Raw genomic sequence first — 17748 nt, 5'->3', positions numbered from 1 at the left:
GATTTTCGGAAAGCACGATGCGAACATTCAAGCCTTGAGACGCGTACTTTGTCCGTCCAGTGGACGCACGTCGCTCTATAACGTCAAGACCCGGCGAGCGCGACCATTCTTTACCGCCGAAAGCGCCCTCAGGCACAACAATTTTCGCCTTTGACATCATTTACTTGGGCGAACCACCACAATAGGTCGGCAAAAGACCCTTCGCCTGCCCTCCCGGCTGGAAATTTTAGCCATGCATCGAACCGCCTATCTGTTCCTGCTGTTCACCACCTTGCTGTGGGGCGGCAACTCGGTGGCCGGCAAGCTGGCGGTCGACCACATCTCGCCGATGACGCTGGTCTTCCTACGCTGGGTTCTGGCCGTTCTGATCATGCTGCCGCTCGGCTGGCGAACGCTGCGCGAGGACTGGCCGGTGGTGCGCAAGCATTGGTTGCTGCTTGGCGGGCTCGGCGCTTGCGGCTTCACCTTCTTCAACGCGATCTTCTACACGGCGCTCAACTACACGACGGCGATCAACGTCTCGATCGAGCAGGCGGCGATACCGATCGTGATCATCCTCGCCAATTTCGTGCTGTTTCGCCTGCGTGTGAACCGGGTGCAGATCGCCGGCGTCGTGCTGACGATTGTCGGTGTCGCCCTGACAGCCAGCCATGGCGATCTGCGCCAGCTTCTCAAGCTGGATCTCAACTTCGGCGACGCCATCATGCTGATCGCGGTGCTTTGCTACAGCTTCTACTCGGTCGGGCTGCGGCTGAAGCCGGCTATACGCTGGCAAAGCCTGATGCTGGCGCTGTCGATTGCCGCACTTGTCACCTCGCTGCCTTTCTTCCTGTGGGAAGTGGCCGCCGGCAAGGTCATCGTCCCCGATGCGCGCGGCTGGGCGATAGCGTTCTACACCGCGATCGGCGCCTCAGTCGTCTCGCAGATCTTTTACATCAGGGGCAACGAACTGATCGGCGCCAACCGGGCTGGCCTGTTCATCAACCTGGTGCCGATCTTCGGCACGCTCCTGTCGGTGCTGATCGTCGGTGAGACATTCCAGCTCTATCAGGGACTGGCCCTGGTGCTGGTGCTTGGCGGTATCAGCCTCGCCGAATACAGCGGAAGGAAGATGGCGATTTAGCCGGCAAATATTCGACGCCGCATGGTGCAATCCAGAGCCTGTCAGCCACATTGTCGAAGCGCCCCGCGCGCTTGCAGAGCACGCGGGGCGCGCGGGCATTATTCAGGCGCCCACATCGAAATGCAGCCGCTTGGCGGAGTCGATCGACTTGTGCGCCCGCACCTGTTCCAGCACGTTTTCCGGGAACGGCGCATCGAGATAAAGCAGTGCAATGGCATCGCCGCCAGGCCGGTTGCGGCCGAGCTGGAAGTTGGCGATGTTGACGCCGTTCTCGCCGCAGACCGTGCCGAGCAGGCCGATGATGCCGGGCGCATCGGCATTCGTCGTGTAGAGCATGTGCTGGCCGACCTCGGCGTCGAGGTTGATGCCCTTGATCTGGATGAAGCGCGGCTTGCCGTCCGAGAAGCAGGTGCCGGCGATCGAACGCGTCCTATGCTCGGTCTTGACCGTCAGCTTGATGTAGCCGTCGAACACGCCGGATTTGTCGCGCTTGACCTCGGCGACGATGATGCCGCGCTCCTTCACCATGATCGGGGCCGACACCATGTTGACGTCGGAGACCTGCGGCCGGATCAGCCCGGCAAGAGTGGCGCTGATCAGCGCGCGCGTGTTCATCGTCGTGGTCGAGCCGTCGAACAGTATCTCGACCTCCTTGATAGGATCCTCGGTGACCTGGCCGACAAAGGCGCCGAGCACTTCGGCAAGCTTGACGAAAGGCTTCAGGCGCGGCGCTTCTTCAGCGGTGATCGACGGCATGTTGATGGCGTTGGAAACAGCGCCCTTGATCAGATAGTCGGCCATCTGCTCGGCGACCTGCAGGGCGACATTCTCCTGCGCCTCCATCGTCGACGCACCGAGATGCGGCGTCGCCACCACGTGCTCCATGCCGAACAGCTCACTTTTCTCCGCCGGCTCTACCTCGAACACATCGATGCCAGCGCCCGCCACCTTGCCGCTTTTCAACGCCGCAATCAGGTCGGCCTCGACGATCAGCCCGCCACGGGCGCAGTTGATGATGCGCACGCCGGTCTTCATTTTGGCGATCGCCGCGGCGTCGATGATGTTGCGCGTCTTGTCGGTCAATGGCGTGTGCAGAGTGATGAAATCGGCGCGGGTGAACAGCTCGTCCAGTTCGACCTTCTCGACGCCGAGCTCCTCGGCGCGGCTGTCCGACAGGAACGGGTCGAAGGCGATGACGTGCATCTTGAGGCCGACGCCGCGCGTGGCCACGATCGAGCCGATATTGCCGCAGCCGATGATGCCCAGCGTCTTGCCGGTGATCTCGATGCCCATGAAGCGGTTCTTTTCCCATTTGCCGGCATGGGTCGAGGCATTGGCTTCCGGTATCTGGCGGGCTAGCGCGAAGATCATGGCGACGGCATGCTCGGCGGTGGTGATCGAATTGCCGAACGGCGTGTTCATGACGATGATGCCCTTGCGGCTCGCCGCCGGGATGTCGACATTGTCGACGCCGATGCCGGCGCGGCCGACCACCTTGAGCCTGGTGGCGGCGTTGATCAGCTTTTCGGTGACTTTGGTCGCCGAACGGATGGCGAGGCCGTCATACTGGTCGATCACTTCGAGCAGCTTTTCTTTGTCCTTGCCGAGCTCGGGCAGGTAGTCGACGTCGATGCCGCGATCCCTAAAGATCTGAACGGCAGTGGTGGAGAGTTTGTCTGAGACGAGAACGCGGGGCGCCATGGCGGCCTCCTTCAAATGAGATTTGATCCGTTTGGGAATGGGCGGCCCCGAGGGCCGCCACGGGAAACTCAGGCAGCCGCCTTGAGCGACGCCTTTTGTGCGGCAAAGGCCCAGTCGAGCCACGGCAGCAGCGCTTCGAGGTCGGAGGTCTCGACTGTCGCGCCGCACCAGATGCGCAGGCCGGGCGGCGCATCGCGATAGGCGCCGATATCGTAGGCGACGCCTTCCTTGTCGAGCGTCGAGACGATGCCCTTGGCGAACGCCGCTTGTCCGTCGGCATCAAGCGTGGCGACATCCGGGTCGGTGAAGGAAAGACAGACGGACGTGTTCGACCGCGTCGCCGGGTCGGTGGCCAGATGGCCGAGCCATGCGGATCTGTCGACGAAACCGTCGATAACGGCGGCATTGGCGTCGGCGCGGGCAATCAATGCGTCGAGGCCGCCGATCGACTTCGCCCAACGCAGCGCGTCGAGATAGTCCTCGACGCACAGCATCGATGGCGTGTTGATGGTCTCGCCCTTGAAGATGCCTTCGATGAGCGTGCCGCCCGAGGTGAGGCGAAAGATTTTCGGCAGCGGCCAGGCGGGCTTGTAGCTTTCCAGCCGCTCGACGGCGCGCGGGCTGAGGATCAGCATGCCGTGCGCACCTTCGCCGCCCAGCACCTTCTGCCAGGAGAAGGTGACGACATCGAGCTTCTGGAAATCGAGCTTTTGCGCAAAGGCCGCCGACGTCGCGTCGCAGATGGTCAGGCCCTTGCGGCTGACCGGAATGAACTCACCGTTCGGGACACGCACGCCTGATGTCGTGCCGTTCCAGGTGAAGACCACATCGCGGTCGAAGTCGATTTTTGTCAGATCCGGCAGCGCGCCGTAGCCGGCCTCGATCCTGCGCACGTCAGCGAGCTTCAGCTGCTTGACCACATCGGTGACCCAGCCGGAACCGAAACTCTCCCAGGCGACCATGTCGACGCCGCGTTGGCCGAGCAGCGACCACAGCGCCATCTCGACCGCGCCGGTGTCCGACGCCGGCACGATGCCGATGCGATAGTCTGCCGGAACCTGGAGAATTTCCCGCGTCAGCTCGATCGCCTGTTCGAGCTTGGACTTGCCGATCTTGGCGCGGTGCGAGCGTCCGAGCGCAGCATTGGTCAGCGCCTCGACCGACCAGCCGGGACGTTTTGCACAGGGACCTGAGGAAAAATTGGGATTTTCCGGACGGAGTCCGGGCTTCGTACGCGTCGTCATTGTGGTCTATCCTTCCAGATAGTGGCCCCTCGTTGGGGAGGGGTGGCCCACGGATGGCGATATGCGTTCAGGCGTCAGGCGTCAAGGGGAAAGTTTTTGTCGCTGGCAGGATATTGATCACCTGTGATGAGAATGTCGTGGGCCTCCAAAACGAGGGCGGACCCGAAGATCCGCCGTCTTGATTGTCTCCCGAGCAGCTCCTACCAGAGGTCGTAGCGCAACCCGAGCTTAACCTGATGATTGCTGATCCCTTTGTCGATCGGATAGGAATTTAGACTCTCGGCAGTCGCATATTCGGCGTCGGGCGCGGAAAAATACTGATAGCCCAAATCGACGGAAACATTCTTGGACACTTGATAGGCAAGGCCCGCATTAAGCGTATAGGCAAAGGAATACTGGGTCTTGTCGTCCTGCAGAACAAAATCGTCGGTAGGGTCATTGTTGTCGGTGAAATAGCTCGCCGAAAGCTTGCGATTGCTCTGGACGATTCCGATACCCGCGCCGAGATAGGGCGTGATCCCGACATAGGTGCCAAGATCGACATAGCCATTGAGCATGCCCGAGAAGGCGTAGTTCTTCAGGGACGCTGATGCCACGGTCGTTCCGTCATCATAGCCGACGCCGATCTTGTTGCCGGGCAGATAGCCGAAATTGAGATCGGCCCGCAGATAGTCGTTGAAATGGTAGCCGAAGCCGATGCTGGCAAAGATCGGATCTTCATTGTCGCTGAAGCTCGCCGGTGTGAAGGCGAAGTCCTCATCTTCGAAACTCTTTTCCGGCAAATAAGCGACATCGCCCCGCAGATACCATCCCGAACCGACTTCGACCGGCACATAATCCGGCGCCTGGTCGACATAGATCGGCGGATCGTAGTCGGCACCAAGCGCTTGAGACAGCGGCATCAGGGCGATTGCTGCAAGCGCCAGCGCTATGCGCGATTTGAATGTCATGATCCCTGGCTCCCGAAGGTGGCGCCATTCGCGATCGCGAGCGCCGTTTCAGAGCATTGTTAACCATAGTGGTTAAGTGGCGGTTAAGGATAACAGCACGTTAGCGATTTGATTTTGATGCGCTTTCCTGACTCAAACGAAAACCGCCCGGCTTTCGCCGGGCGGTCCGCAACCCTGCTCTCGAAGCGATTACTTGGTGTAGACCGGTTCGGGTTCGTAGGCGATCGGCTCCGGCTGGGCGCAGCCCGAGTTGCCGAACTGGTAGCGCAGGCCGCCGCGCACTTCGTGCACATTGATGCCTTTGTCATGGCCCGGACCGACGCCGCTGGCGAAGTCGAACATCTTACCGCCTTCGATATGGCTGTAGCGGTAGCCGACATCGAGCTTGACACGATCGGTCAGGCAGTAGGATGCGCCCGCCATGGCGGCATAGGCAAAACGCCAGCCTTTGCCGCCGCTATGCTCAAACGAACCGTCCTCAGTGACGTTATGCAGCGTATCCCACTTGACCCAGGCGCCGCCGATGCCGGCGCCGACATAGGGCGTGATGCCGTGCCAGGTGCCGATATCGACATAGGCGTTGGCGAGAAGCAGCAGGGCCGTATAGGACGAGGTGTCGGTCGAAGTGCAGGGATCTCCATCGAGGCAGATGCCGCTGGTCGAGCCGCGGAAATCGGATTTGCTCATCCAGTCCGCGGTCAGGTCGGTGCGAAAATGCTGGTTGATCTGGTAACCGACGCCGGCGCCGGCCGAGAAGGCGCCCTCCAGCTTGCCGCTGTCAAAGCGGCCGGTGCCTGGATCCGGCCCGTAGGTGATGTAGTCGCCGCCGCGGAACTTCGACCAGTGATAGTCGATGTCGCCGCGAATGTACCAGCCGCCATATTCGACCGGCTGCTCGTAGACGGGCGGCGGCGGGGCCGGCTCGACCACGGGCGGCTCGACGAAGTCGGCGGCGAACACTGGTCCGGCCACGCCCGCGAGCAGCGCGGCAAAGAGGGCCATTCTTGCTGTATTGAACATGCTTGTCACCCCTGAGAACCCTCGGCACAGCGAACGCGTCCGAATCTGATTGGCTTCAGTCGTGGATAATGAATTGGAAAAGTTAAAACGCGTTTAACCGTATCGGTTAACCATGTACCTCTAAATCTTTCAGAGTTTTCGCGTCATTTCTGCGGAGAATTTGCGTGCAAGCCAACGAAAAAAGCCCGCCGGAGGCGGGCTTTCAAACTGGCAAAAGCTTCAGGATCAGGCGGCGCTGCGCGTTTCCGAAATGACCTCGACGATATCGTTGACGACGGCCTCGACCAGTTGGTGATCGTCGCCTTCCGCCATGACGCGGATGAGCGGTTCCGTGCCGGATGGCCGGATGACCAGGCGCCCGGCCTTGCCCAGGCGGTGCCGTCCATCTTCGATCGCCGCCTTGACCAGGGCTTCCTCGAGCGGCTTGCCGCCGGAAATGTGGACGTTCTTCAGCAGCTGCGGCACCGGCGCAAACTTCTTCGACAGTTCGCTGACCGGCCGGTTCTGCCGCTTGATGCAGGCGAGCACCTGGAGCGCCGAGACGAGGCCGTCGCCGGTGGTGGAAAAATCGGACAGCACGATGTGGCCCGACTGTTCGCCGCCGACATTCAGGCCGTGCGCACGCATGTGCTCGACGACATAGCGGTCGCCGACCTTGGTGCGGTGCAACTGCAGGTTCATGTCGCCGAGGAAGCGTTCGAGGCCGAGATTGGACATCACCGTCGAGACGATGCCGCCGCCGGCCAGCCGTCCGCTCTGATGCCAGGACTCGGCGATCAGCGCCATGATCTGATCGCCATCGACGATCGCGCCGTTCTCGTCGACGATGACGACGCGGTCGGCATCGCCGTCGAGCGCGATGCCGATATCGGCGCGCACTTCGTGGACCTTCTTCTGCAGGCCGGCCGGATGGGTCGAGCCGCACTCCTTGTTGATGTTGAAGCCATTGGGCTCGACATTGATAGCGACGACCTCGGCGCCGAGTTCCCACAGCGCCTCGGGCGCCACCTTGTATGCGGCGCCGTTGGCGCAATCGACGACGATGCGGAGGCCCGAAAGCGACATCGAGCGCGGCAGCGTGCGCTTGGCGAATTCGATGTAGCGGTCATGGACGCCGTCGACGCGCTTGGCGCGGCCGAGCCCGTCCGAATCGGCGAGCGCCAGGTCGATATCCTTGTCGAGCATCCCCTCAATTCGCTCCTCGATCTCATCGGAGAGCTTGTAGCCATCTGGGCCGAACAGCTTGATACCGTTGTCGTAGTAGGGATTGTGCGAGGCCGAGATCATCACGCCGATGTCGGCGCGCAATGAGCGCACCAGCATGGCGACCGCGGGCGTCGGAATCGGGCCGAGCAGGAACACGTCCATGCCGGCGGCGCACAGACCCGACACCATCGCATTCTCGATCATGTAACCGGAAAGCCTGGTGTCCTTGCCGAGCACGACGCGGTGGCGATGGCTGCCGCGCTGGAACGAAAGGCCGGCGGCCATGCCGACCCTCATGGCGACCTCCGCCGTCATTGGAAACCTGTTGGCGCGCCCGCGAATGCCGTCCGTACCGAAATAACTTCCTGCCATGCTAGCCAGCTTCCCGATGGTTCTTTTCCGGCACGTCATGCCATAAATTGGCCCGAGCCCTATCATCACAATGCATGATTATAGGTCACCAATCCTTAGAAAATTGTTGTTTTGTGTGTTTTGTGTCACGCTCGTGCGTGGATTTTCAAGTTCCCTGCCTGGTTGCGGCAGCAGCGTTCAGGAACTTCAGACTGCATCTGGATTCTTTGTTGTCTCAGTCAGTAGGCACTGAACTCGCAATCCGCGGGTCGAGTGGCCCTGGATCGGGCATTCAGTTGCGCCGCAGCGGCGACACTCGATCCAACCCGTCATGTCAGGCAGTCCCTCACTGTGGGCCGCTCTATGCGCGCTTTCCGTGCAAAAGCGCTCGGGAAAATCTACCTGGCGGACAGGAGCTGGCTACGACTTTATCGAAATAATGCACTTTCCGACAGCTTTTACGCCATTTAGCCTCTGGCGCAACCAGCCGTTGAGTGCTACTGCTTGCTTGGTACATATCGTGAACATCTGAGGGAGAAGACGCATGCTCATCCATCGACTTGCCACTTTGACGGGTCTCGCCGTCGTGACTTTATTCCTGACGGCGCCCGCCAATGCGCTGACCATGACTGAATGCAGCACCAAGTATAACGCGGCAAAGGACGCCGGAACACTTGGCGGGCAGAACTGGAACCAGTTCCGCAAGGCAGAATGCGGTACCGACGCCGCCGACGCCACGCCAGCCGCGGCGGAAAGCACCAGCGCTGCAACTACCGACGCGGCACCGGGCCCGACGGCGAAAGAATGCAGCACCAAATACCAGGCCGCAAAGGCCGCCGGCACGCTGAACGGCACGAAGTGGAATGACTTCCGCAAGAGCGAATGCGCCGCCGGCGCCAGCGCGACGGTGGAACCCGCCGCAGAGACGCCCAAGGCAGCGGCGACTGCCACCGCAGGCAACGGCCTCAGCAGGGCGGATTGCAGCGCCAAGTATCAGGCGGCCAAGACCGGCAACACGCTGAACGGCATGAAGTGGAACGACTTCCGCATGAGCCAGTGCGGTGCCAGTGGTTCCGACGACGACACCATGCCGGCAGCCGATCAGGCAAGCCTCACCAGCCACCCGGAAACGCCGACCGTCACCGCTCCCCAGGGTGTGACGTTTCCGAAGGCGATCTCCACCAAGTATAGCAGCGAAACCCCGGCGAAGGGCCGCATGCACACCTGCCGCGACGAGTACCACGCCAACAAGGAGGCCGATACGCTGGGTGGCCTCAAGTGGATCCAGAAGGGTGGCGGCTTCTACAGCCTTTGCAATGCCGCGCTGAAGAGCTGATCGGCAGTAACACCTGAAGACAGGAAGGCCCGCCAACCGCAAGGTTCGCGGGCCTTCCTGTTGCCGGCGATAAATTGTGCCGGCAGTGCTGAAGGTTTGTAAAAGCGGAGGTGACGGCCGGTCTCCCCCTTGCGGGAGATCGGCCCTCATCACGGCCTCCGCAAACCTTCAGCGTCTACCTCCCATGTGGAGAAGTCCCCGGCACTGGGTGAAGCGATGGAGTTTTCAGGCCGCGACCGACTGCTGGCAGCCCTCCAAATGAAACCGCCGCGATCAACACCGCGGCGATTTTCGAAATCAATCTCCTGAGCCGGACCCTAGCTTGACGGCTGAGGCTCCATGCCGCCTTCGGGCTCCGGGCCCTTCTTGCGGCGGCTGCCGGACTTCGGCACGGCCGAGCCACGGCTCGGTGGCGTGTCGTCGCCGAGATCGCGGGCGGGCTTGTGGCCGGCGATCAGCTGCTTGATCTCCTCGCCGGACAGCGTCTCATATTCCAACAGCCCCTGCGCCAGCGCGATCCATTCCTTCTTCTTCTTGGTCAGGATGGATTTCGCCGTCGAATAGGCCTCGTCGATCAGCCGGCGCACTTCGGCGTCGATGATCTGCGCCGTCTCTTCCGAGACGTTCTGCGTGCGCGCCACCGAATGGCCGAGGAAGACCTCTTCCTGGTTATCGCCATAGGCGACATGGCCGAGCTTGTCGGAGAAGCCCCAGCGCGTGACCATGGCGCGCGCCAGCTTGGTTGCCTGCTCGATGTCCGAGGAGGCGCCAGAGGTGATGTTCTCCTTGCCGAACTTGAACTCCTCGGCGACGCGGCCACCCATCATGATGGCGAGGCGCGAGATCATGTATTTGTAGCTCATCGAATAACGGTCGCCTTCCGGCAGTTGCATAACCATGCCAAGCGCCCGGCCGCGCGGGATGATGGTCGCCTTGTGCAGCGGATCGGCCGACGGCACGTTCAGCGCCAGGATGGCGTGGCCGGCCTCGTGATAGGCGGTGAGTTCCTTCTCGGCCTGGGTCATCGCCGACGAGCGGCGCTCGGCGCCCATCATGATCTTGTCCTTGGCGTCCTCGAACTCGGCCATGGTGACAAGGCGCTTGTTACGCCGCGCCGCCATCAGGGCGGATTCGTTGACGAGGTTCATCAGGTCGGCGCCGGAAAAGCCCGGCGTGCCGCGTGCGATCACCTTGAGGTCGACATTGGGCGCCAGCGGCACGTTGCGCACATGCACCTTCAGGATCTTCTCGCGGCCGACGATGTCGGGGTTCGGCACCACCACCTGGCGGTCGAAACGGCCGGGCCTGAGCAGCGCCGGGTCGAGCACGTCCGGCCGGTTGGTGGCGGCGATCAGGATGATGCTTTCGTTGGATTCGAAGCCGTCCATTTCGACCAGCAACTGGTTCAGCGTCTGCTCGCGTTCGTCGTTGCCGCCGCCGAGGCCGGCGCCGCGATGGCGGCCGACCGCGTCGATTTCGTCGATGAAGATGATGCAGGGCGCATTCTTCTTGGCCTGGTCGAACATATCGCGGACGCGGCTGGCGCCAACGCCGACGAACATCTCGACAAAATCCGAGCCGGAAATGGTGAAGAACGGCACGTTGGCCTCACCGGCGACCGAACGGGCAAGCAGCGTCTTGCCGGTCCCGGGAGGGCCGACGAGCAGCACGCCGCGCGGGATCTTGCCGCCAAGCCGCTGGAACTTCTGCGGATCACGCAGGAATTCGACGATCTCTTCCAGATCTTGCTTGGCTTCGTCGACGCCGGCGACGTCCTGGAAGGTGACGCGGCCATGCGCTTCGGTCAAAAGCTTGGCCTTCGACTTGCCGAAGCCCATGGCGCGGCCGGAGCCGGACTGCATCTGGCGCATGAAGAATATCCAGACGCCAAGGATGAGGATCATCGGCAGCCAGGAGATGAGATAGCCGAACAGCGAATTGGAACCGTCGGATTCGGGGCGCGCGTTGATGGTGACGTTCTTGTCCTGGAGTCTCGAAACCAGCGACGGATCCCCCGGCGAATAGGTCTGGAAGCCGGTAGAGGTGTCGGTGTAGGTGCCCGAGATGCGGGCACCCGCTATGGTCACCGTCTTGACCCGGCCGGCTGCGACATCCTGCAGGAACTGCGAATAGGGGACATCGCTCGCTGCTCCGCGCGTCTGCGGCGTCTGGAACAGATTGAAGAGAGCGATGAGCAGGACCGCTATGATCGCCCAGAGCGCGAGATTGCGATAATTCGGATTCATCAATTGTCCCGTTGGTGTCCGCTGGCGGACACGCGTCGTGAGAGGAAACTTGGGTCTAACATAGGGATGGCGCCTTCCCTTGCCAAGCAGAACAGCATGTCGCGGTTAAGCTTTCGCCCAAGATCAACTGGCAGTGTGGCCGCTAAAAGGCGTGGCAGGAAGAAGCGCCGCGCCGATCAGCGCGGCGACCGTTCCGGCCGGCGCCAGGTCGAAGGACGGCAGGAAGCGGGCAAAGGGCGCGACCACCGGGCATACCGCCATTCCCGGCAGGACCTGGCTGTCCTGCGCCGAACCGAGGCATTCGCCAAGAAGTTCATTTGCCCGCCACAGCACCGGCTCGGCCGCCAGGGCCGCGCGGACAAGGCTTGGCGGCGTGCCGTCGTCGGCAATTGGCCGTTTTGCGGCACGAGCCGCACCGAGCGGCGCGATCAAAAATGCACCTGGTTCATCGTCCAATGTGATCCTCCAGCGGCCGTCCCAGAGGGCATTGTCCACGGCAGGAGCAGCGGGCGGCAGGTTGCGGGTTTCGCGACGCAGGAAGATGCCGGCACGCCGTGCATCGACCACCGTCCGCGACAATGTGGCGCAAAACGGGGTCGCGAAAAATGGGGTTGTGCCAGATGGTCCGGCCCTCAGCCGATCGAGCAGCGCCTTGCTGCGAACCTGGTCGGGCAGAAAGGCAACGCCGCCGACAGTCGCCAGCAGGATGCGCAGCGCATAGACGGCCGCCGCGTCGTCGCTGGCCGTCGCAAAGCCCGGATCGAGACGGATAAGGCCGGCGGTGGGCCTGCTGGCAAAGCCGCGGATCAGCGCGGCTGCGCGATGGCCAAGCTGTTCGCGCTCCACCGCAGCCCGCGCGGCCAGCGCCACCGCGTCTTCCACGCGCTGGGTACCATTGCGGTCGGCAAGTGCCGCGCGGATACGCGGCCTCTCGAAAGCCTCGTCTTCATTGGTCGGGTCTTCGACCCAGCCGACATTCGCGCGCTGCAGGACTTCGCGCAGCGCCGCCCGCCGTGTGCCGAGAAGCGGCCGTGCGATCCAGATCCGCCAGTCGTAAAGAGTCGCGGGCGCCATGCCGGCGAGACCTCGCCCATCTTGGCGTGCCCCATCCTCGCGTGCTTTCCGCATCAGCACGGTCTCGGCCTGGTCGTCGGCAGTGTGGCCGGTCAGGACCAGGCCGATACCTTCCGCCTGCGCTGCCTCGGCCAGCAGCCGGTAGCGTGCCTCTCGCGCGGCAGCCGGCAGGCCGGTCGACGGCTTGCGCCTGGACCAGACCAGGGTGCGGTGGGCAATGCCGCGCCCGACGCAAAGCCTGGCCACGGCTTGCGCTTCCGCTGCCGAGCCCGGCCGCAGACCGTGATCGATCGTCACAGCCAGCAATTTCGTTGCGGGCGCGGTACGGTCGAGGTGATCTTTGAGGAGAAGGAGAAGGGCGGTCGAGTCGCTGCCGCCGGACACGGCCGCAACAGCGCCGTTGGTAAAGTCGATCTGCGAAAAAACCGAAGGGTCAGGCTCGGTTTCTAGCGTCAGCACGCCGCGAGCGCCCTTTCCTGCTTGACGCGTTCCTTGAGCGTGCCGGAAACGTTGGGATAGCGCTTACCGATCTCGCCGAAAGTGGCGCAGGCCACGTCGCGCTGATTCAATCCGACCAGCGAGACACCGAGCTTCAGCAGCATGTCGGGAGCCTTCTTGGCCTTCGGATAGTCCTTGCTGGCGGCGAGGAACGTCTCGGCCGCGTCGCGGTATTTCTGCTGGCCGAGCAGCGACTCACCCAGCCAGTAATGCGCGTCCGCCGCCTTGGCGTTCTTGGGGAAGCGGGCGATGTGGTCGCGAAAGCCCTGTTCGGCAGTGCTGTAGTCGCCCGACAGGATGAACTGGTAGGAGTTGCGGTAAAGCTCCTCGGGGTCGTCGGTGGCGGGCAGCGCCGCGACCACCGTGTCGTCGGACTTGCCGGCCTGCGTGCCAGCACCTTGGTCACCGGGGGCTTGGTCGCTGGTGGCAGGGGCAGTGTTCTGCACCGGTGCATGTGCCTGCGTGTTGCCGTCGGCGTCGATCACATTGCCGTTCTTGTCGACGGTGATGGTGCCGAACGTCTTCGGCGGCGTGCCGGGGATCACCGTGCCGGGTTCGCCCGTCGGCGATTCGACGATGACCTCCCCGCTCTGGTCGCCGGCGGGCGGTGAGCCCGCATCGCCCGGCGCGTGCGTCGCCGGAGCCTCGGCGACGCTGCTGTCGGTGTTGGTGGTGGCGTCCGACTTCTTCTGCTCGGCCGGTTGCTGCGCGCCTTGCGACCCGCCTTCCAGCTGCTGGAAGCGGAACTCGTTGTCTTCCTGCTGCTTGCGGATCTGCTCCTGCATCTGCAGCACCTGGAAGTTGAGCTCCTCAATCTTGCCGTTCATCTGGCGCAGCTGTTCCTCCAGCGCCGTAGTGCCGGTGCCATCCTGGGCGAATTGAACCTGATCCGGTTTCTTTCTTTCGCCGAAAACGCCGGGCAAGTTGATCTTCGGCAAATGTAAGGAAAAGCCGCCTTTCGGCGGTTGTTGCTCGTTGCCGCTTGCCCCCGTACCGCCACCAAGTGCGGCGACGCTTGATACGAGCAGCAGCGCAAGCGTGCCGCTCAAGACCGATCTGAAATGCATGTGCCTCTCGCCGTGAAATTGTTTGCCTGTTGCATGCCTTCCGATCGGAGTGGGACCGTCAGGCGCCTCGGCTCTTAGCAGGACGCAGGACTTCGGCCAAATTTTGTTTCAAGTCCCATATCCGGGCGCCGGACATGAAAAAGGCGGCCGCGGCCGCCTTTCGCACATATGTGTTGCATTTCTGCCGATCAAGAACCGGCGCCGCTGATCGTGGTGACGGCGCGGCGGTTCTGCGACCAGCAGGAGATATCGTCGCAAACCGCGACCGGACGCTCCTTGCCGTAGGAAATGGTCTTCAGGCGCTGGGCGGAAACACCCCTGGCGACGAGGAAGTCGCGGGTGGCGGCGGCACGGCGGGCGCCGAGCGCCAGATTGTATTCGCGCGTGCCGCGCTCGTCGGCATGGCCTTCGATAACGATGGCATACTGCCTATACTGGTTCAGCCACTGCGCCTGTCGCGAAAGCGTCGTCTGCGCGTCGGCGCGGATCGAGGAAGAATCCGTATCGAAGAAGATGCGGTCGCCGATGTTGACGGTGAAGTCCTGGGCCGATCCGGGCGTTGCCGCCCCGGCGCCGCTGAGACCGAGATCGGCGGCGCTGTTCGGGGTCTTCTTCGAGGCGCAACCGGCAATGGCGAGCGACGCCACCAGCGCGATCATCACCGGGTTTCTGGTAAGTGCTGCGATACGGCCCATGCCGCCTCTCCTTCGCAATTCGAGTGATTTCGTTGATCGTCCAGTAACCACGTTTGGGTTAACCGGCGTTCAAGAAACACGGTTAAAATTTGGTTTCGGCTGCCGTCCGCAGCCGTTTTGCCAGAGGCCACCAGACGGGGCAACATGTGCGCGGACCCTAGGCGGAAATGCGGCTAAAACGCGACCAAGCCGTGGAAAGGAGCGAATTGAAGAATTGAGGAATCCCGTCGTCTCCATCTCTTCAATTCTTCATTTCCTCGCTTACTCGAGCAGCGGCGACCAGGCCGGGTCCGACGCGAAATTCGCGGTCGGGATCGACTGCTCGTTGCGCCCAGTGAGATCGACCGAAACGAGTTTCGGCCCGCCGGCTGAATCGCGGAAGAACATCAGCACCCGCCCGTTGGGCGCCCAGGTCGGCCCCTCCTGCTGGAAGCCGGTTGAAAGGATGCGCTCGCCCGAACCGTCGACGCGCATGACGCCGATCTGGAATTCGCCGGCAGTCTGCTTGGTGAAGGCGATGAGATCGCCGCGCGGCGACCATACCGGCGTCGAATAGACGCCGTCGCCGAAGGAGATGCGGGTCTGGCCCGAACCGTCGGCGCCCATCACATAGATCTGCGCGCGGCCGCCGCGGTCGGAGGTGAACACCACCTTGCTGCCATCCGGCGAATAGGACGGCGAGGTGTCGATGGCCGTCGAATTGGTGAGCCTGGTCGTCGAGCGGCTTCTCAGGTCCATGGCGAAGATGTTGGAATTGCCGTCGTCGCGCAGCAGGCTCATGATCACCTTCTGGCCGTCGGGCGAAAAGCGCGGCGCAAAGGTCATGCCGGGAAAGTCGCCAACCAGTTCGCGCTGCCCGGTCTCGATCTGCAGCAGATAGACCTTCGGCTGGCCGCTTTCGTAGGACATGTAAGTGATTTCCTGCCGGTTTGGCGAGAAGCGCGGGGTCAGCACGATCGACCTGCCATCCGACAGATAGCGGACGTTGGCGCCGTCCTGGTCCATGATGGCGAGGCGCTTCTTGCGCGCGTTCTTTGCGCCCGATTCGTCGATAAAGACGACGCGCGTGTCGAAATAGCCCTTCTCGCCGGTCAGCCGCTCATAGATCGCATCGGCGATGATATGAGCGACGCGCCTCGTATTGGCGTCGTTGGCGAAGAACTGCTCGCCCGACATCTGCTGGCCGGCAAAGGTGTCCCACAGCCTGTACTGGGCGCGGACGCGGCCATCGGCCTCCTTGCTGACGCTGCCGGTGACCAGCGCCTGGGCATTGATCACCTTCCAGTCCTCGAAGCGGGGCGTGGCATCCGGATTGGAGATCTTTTCGATGAAGGCGCTCTTGTCGATCGGCGCGAACAGGCCGGAGCGTTTCAGGTCTGCGCTGACGATGCCGGAAATCTCCGCGCCCAACGCATCGCCGCCCTGGAAATCGGTGATGGCGATTGGCAGCGGCTCGACATTGCCTTTGTTGACGTTGAGCTCAACGAGCGCCCGCGCCGGCAAGGTGGCGGCGGCAGTCATGCCCAGCGCCATCGCTACGATCATCAGGAGCGGCTTGAGGATGGATTTCATGTCTTCTCGCTTCTCTTCAATGATTCAACGGGCGCCAGACCTATAGGCCCAGCATCTCCCTCGGATCGAACGTGACCCGCACGTCGGCCCAGATGTCTTGTTTGCCTGCGGGAACCTGCAGGCCGGCCACATCGCATTTCTGAACCGCGCGAACGGCACTTTCGTCGAACGGGCGGCTTCCGCTCGACTTTTCGACAGATGGCCGTCCGTCCAGCTTGCCGGAGGCATCGAGGTTGAACCGGACTACGACGATGAAATTCTCGGAACCCTCGAGCCCTACCGGTAGGGTCCAGCAACCACCAAGCTGAGCCTCCAACGCCCCCTGCTCCGACCTTGAAAGCTTCTGGCCCTGATTCTTGTCCCCGCCGAGCGATGCCTGCTGGGTTGAACGCTTGGCGCCGCCGCCGGACGGCTTCCGCTTGTCGAGCAACGCGGAAATCTCGTCGGCGTTGAACTGCTTGTCTTCCGACTTCGGCTTGGACGAGGCCTCCTTGACCGGCTTGTCGGCGTTCTTGCGCTCCGGCGCCTTGGCGCTTTCGGCCTGGGCCGGCTGCGGCTTCGGCCGCGCCTGCGGCGCAGGTGCAGAGTCCGGAAGCTGCGTCGTCTCGGTGGGCTGCTCTTTCGCTATTGCTTCGGCGACGGCGTCCGGCTTGACCTCAGGCTGCGGGTCGATGGCGGCGGTCTTGTCGTGCGGCGGCGTCGGCGCCGGCTCCTTGGCCGGTGTTGGCTTAGGCTCCGCCTGCTTGACAGGCTCGGGCTTGACCTCTTCCTTCGGCTGCGGGACCGGTGCGACCTCCGTCGCCGGAACAGGCTTGGGCTGTTCCTTCGGCTTCGGCACATCCTCGGGCTTCGGCTTCTCTTTCGGCGTCGGCGCGGGCGGCGGCGCCTCAGCCATATCGACCGGCTGGGGCTTGGGTTCCGGCGTCGGCGGCTTGTCGGTATCGACGCTGTTCTCACCGACCGTCTGCGCGTCGGCCACGATGTCCGGGCGCTGGGTAGGCAATGGCGCCGGCTTTTCACTCACCGCAGCCTTCTTGTCGCCCTGCTGTATCTGCGCGATCGCTTCCATCGGCACGATTTCGACCGCCAGCGACTCGGCATCGGACGCCGGCAATGCAGCCGGCGCCGACAGCGTGAACAGGCCGAAGCCGATCACGACCGTATGCAAGATCACCGATGTGGTGAGGCCGGTCCTCATCTTGCGTCTATTGATCCTGTTCCTGCAGTGAAACCAGGCCGATATTCTTGTATCCGGCGGCCGAGATGCGGGCCATCACCTTCATGGCGGTGCCATAGTCCGTCGACTTGTCGCCGCGGATGAAGATGCGCTCGTCATAGCCGGTCTTCGAGATCGCCTGCAGCTTCGCCACCAGTTCCTCAACCGGGATTTCGGTCTCCTGGAGATAGATCTGGCCGGCGGAGTTGATGGAGACCGTGATCGGCTGCGTGTCGACATTCATCGCCTTGGCCTGCGTGTCCGGCAGGTCGATCGGCACGCCGACCGTCAGCAATGGTGCGGCGACCATGAAGATGATCAGCAGCACCAGCATCACGTCGACCATCGGCGTGACGTTGATTTCCGATATCATCGCGTGATGGCGGCCGCGCCGCCTGTGGCCGCGACCACCGCGTCCCCCGCCACCCGCGCCTACAGACATTCCCATG

At 62.8% G+C, this 17748-nt stretch carries 14 protein-coding genes; 2 read left to right on the top strand and 12 right to left on the bottom strand.

All coding sequences use genetic code 11. The features are described 5' to 3' along the window. Positions 1–232: 232 nt before the first annotated feature. Positions 233–1123: a DMT family transporter gene (locus A9K68_RS06025; protein WP_065011268.1), complete on the top strand. Its 891-nt coding sequence runs from the start codon at positions 233–235 to the stop codon at positions 1121–1123. A 102-nt stretch (positions 1124–1225) separates the two neighbouring features. Here the strand turns inward: A9K68_RS06025 and serA are convergent, their stop codons facing one another. The 5 genes from serA to glmM form a co-directional block, all read right to left on the bottom strand. Next, positions 1226–2824: a phosphoglycerate dehydrogenase gene (serA, locus tag A9K68_RS06020; RefSeq protein WP_065011345.1), complete on the bottom strand. Its 1599-nt coding sequence runs from the start codon at positions 2822–2824 to the stop codon at positions 1226–1228. A gap of 68 nt (positions 2825–2892) precedes the next feature. Next, positions 2893–4068, bottom strand: a complete 1176-nt coding sequence (locus tag A9K68_RS06015; protein WP_065011267.1) for a phosphoserine transaminase — start codon at positions 4066–4068, stop codon at positions 2893–2895. A gap of 200 nt (positions 4069–4268) precedes the next feature. Continuing rightward, a complete protein-coding gene (locus tag A9K68_RS06010) occupies positions 4269–5018 on the bottom strand; it encodes an outer membrane protein (RefSeq protein ID WP_065011266.1) in 750 nt (249 codons plus the stop codon). Between the two features lie 189 nt (positions 5019–5207). Then, positions 5208–6038, bottom strand: coding sequence for an outer membrane protein (locus A9K68_RS06005; RefSeq protein ID WP_065011265.1), 831 nt, complete (start codon positions 6036–6038; stop codon positions 5208–5210). Positions 6039–6263: 225 nt separating this feature from the next. Next, positions 6264–7616 carry a phosphoglucosamine mutase gene (glmM, locus tag A9K68_RS06000; RefSeq protein ID WP_065011344.1) on the bottom strand — a complete coding sequence of 451 codons (1353 nt, stop codon included), beginning with the start codon at positions 7614–7616 and terminating at the stop codon, positions 6264–6266. A gap of 523 nt (positions 7617–8139) precedes the next feature. On the opposite strand from glmM, the gene A9K68_RS05995 reads away from it, so the two are divergent. Further along, entirely contained in the window at positions 8140–8931 is a 792-nt protein-coding gene (locus A9K68_RS05995; protein ID WP_065011264.1) for a hypothetical protein, read from the top strand. A 317-nt stretch (positions 8932–9248) separates the two neighbouring features. Here A9K68_RS05995 and ftsH read toward each other — a convergent pair whose 3' ends face one another. The 7 genes from ftsH to tolR all read right to left on the bottom strand — a co-directional run bounded on the left by ftsH (position 9249) and on the right by tolR (position 17747). Next, on the bottom strand, positions 9249–11177 hold the full coding sequence (ftsH, locus tag A9K68_RS05990; protein ID WP_065011263.1) for an ATP-dependent zinc metalloprotease FtsH: 1929 nt from the start codon (positions 11175–11177) through the stop codon (positions 9249–9251). A 123-nt stretch (positions 11178–11300) separates the two neighbouring features. Further along, positions 11301–12710, bottom strand: coding sequence for a tRNA lysidine(34) synthetase TilS (gene tilS / locus A9K68_RS05985; RefSeq protein WP_065011262.1), 1410 nt, complete (start codon positions 12708–12710; stop codon positions 11301–11303). Beyond that, on the bottom strand, positions 12704–13816 hold the full coding sequence (gene ybgF, locus A9K68_RS05980; protein WP_065011261.1) for a tol-pal system protein YbgF: 1113 nt from the start codon (positions 13814–13816) through the stop codon (positions 12704–12706). Before ybgF ends, tilS begins: the two co-directional genes overlap by 7 nt. Before the next feature lie 188 nt (positions 13817–14004). Beyond that, positions 14005–14511 carry a peptidoglycan-associated lipoprotein Pal gene (pal, locus tag A9K68_RS05975; protein ID WP_029348860.1) on the bottom strand — a complete coding sequence of 169 codons (507 nt, stop codon included), beginning with the start codon at positions 14509–14511 and terminating at the stop codon, positions 14005–14007. A gap of 261 nt (positions 14512–14772) precedes the next feature. Then, on the bottom strand, positions 14773–16056 hold the full coding sequence (gene tolB, locus A9K68_RS05970; protein WP_240992820.1) for a Tol-Pal system beta propeller repeat protein TolB: 1284 nt from the start codon (positions 16054–16056) through the stop codon (positions 14773–14775). 67 nt (positions 16057–16123) lie between these two features. Next, the gene (locus A9K68_RS05965; RefSeq protein WP_065011260.1) at positions 16124–17281 is read right to left on the bottom strand and encodes an energy transducer TonB; all 1158 of its coding nucleotides are present in this window, start codon (positions 17279–17281) and stop codon (positions 16124–16126) included. Positions 17282–17288: 7 nt separating this feature from the next. After that, on the bottom strand, positions 17289–17747 hold the full coding sequence (tolR, locus tag A9K68_RS05960; protein ID WP_065011259.1) for a protein TolR: 459 nt from the start codon (positions 17745–17747) through the stop codon (positions 17289–17291). Position 17748: the final 1 nt, after the last annotated feature.

It is taken from the genome of Mesorhizobium sp. AA22, from assembly GCF_001672375.2.
In the GTDB taxonomy this organism is placed as follows: domain Bacteria; phylum Pseudomonadota; class Alphaproteobacteria; order Rhizobiales; family Rhizobiaceae; genus Mesorhizobium; species Mesorhizobium wenxiniae.
Note: the sequence above shows the minus strand (reverse complement) of the source record. Positions and strands in the feature narration are given on the sequence as shown.

Excerpts from the sequence above, each read along its gene's own strand:
- A9K68_RS06025 (WP_065011268.1), top strand. The coding sequence starts at position 233 with ATGCATCGAACCGCCTATCTGTTCCTGCTGTTCACCACCTTGCTGTGG.
- serA (WP_065011345.1), bottom strand. The coding sequence starts at position 2,824 with ATGGCGCCCCGCGTTCTCGTCTCAGACAAACTCTCCACCACTGCCGTT.
- A9K68_RS06015 (WP_065011267.1), bottom strand. The coding sequence starts at position 4,068 with ATGACGACGCGTACGAAGCCCGGACTCCGTCCGGAAAATCCCAATTTT.
- A9K68_RS06010 (WP_065011266.1), bottom strand. The coding sequence starts at position 5,018 with ATGACATTCAAATCGCGCATAGCGCTGGCGCTTGCAGCAATCGCCCTG.
- A9K68_RS06005 (WP_065011265.1), bottom strand. The coding sequence starts at position 6,038 with ATGTTCAATACAGCAAGAATGGCCCTCTTTGCCGCGCTGCTCGCGGGC.
- glmM (WP_065011344.1), bottom strand. The coding sequence starts at position 7,616 with ATGGCAGGAAGTTATTTCGGTACGGACGGCATTCGCGGGCGCGCCAAC.
- A9K68_RS05995 (WP_065011264.1), top strand. The coding sequence starts at position 8,140 with ATGCTCATCCATCGACTTGCCACTTTGACGGGTCTCGCCGTCGTGACT.
- ftsH (WP_065011263.1), bottom strand. The coding sequence starts at position 11,177 with ATGAATCCGAATTATCGCAATCTCGCGCTCTGGGCGATCATAGCGGTC.
- ybgF (WP_065011261.1), bottom strand. The coding sequence starts at position 13,816 with ATGCATTTCAGATCGGTCTTGAGCGGCACGCTTGCGCTGCTGCTCGTA.
- pal (WP_029348860.1), bottom strand. The coding sequence starts at position 14,511 with ATGGGCCGTATCGCAGCACTTACCAGAAACCCGGTGATGATCGCGCTG.
- tolB (WP_240992820.1), bottom strand. The coding sequence starts at position 16,056 with ATGATCGTAGCGATGGCGCTGGGCATGACTGCCGCCGCCACCTTGCCG.
- A9K68_RS05965 (WP_065011260.1), bottom strand. The coding sequence starts at position 17,281 with ATGAGGACCGGCCTCACCACATCGGTGATCTTGCATACGGTCGTGATC.
- tolR (WP_065011259.1), bottom strand. The coding sequence starts at position 17,747 with ATGGGAATGTCTGTAGGCGCGGGTGGCGGGGGACGCGGTGGTCGCGGC.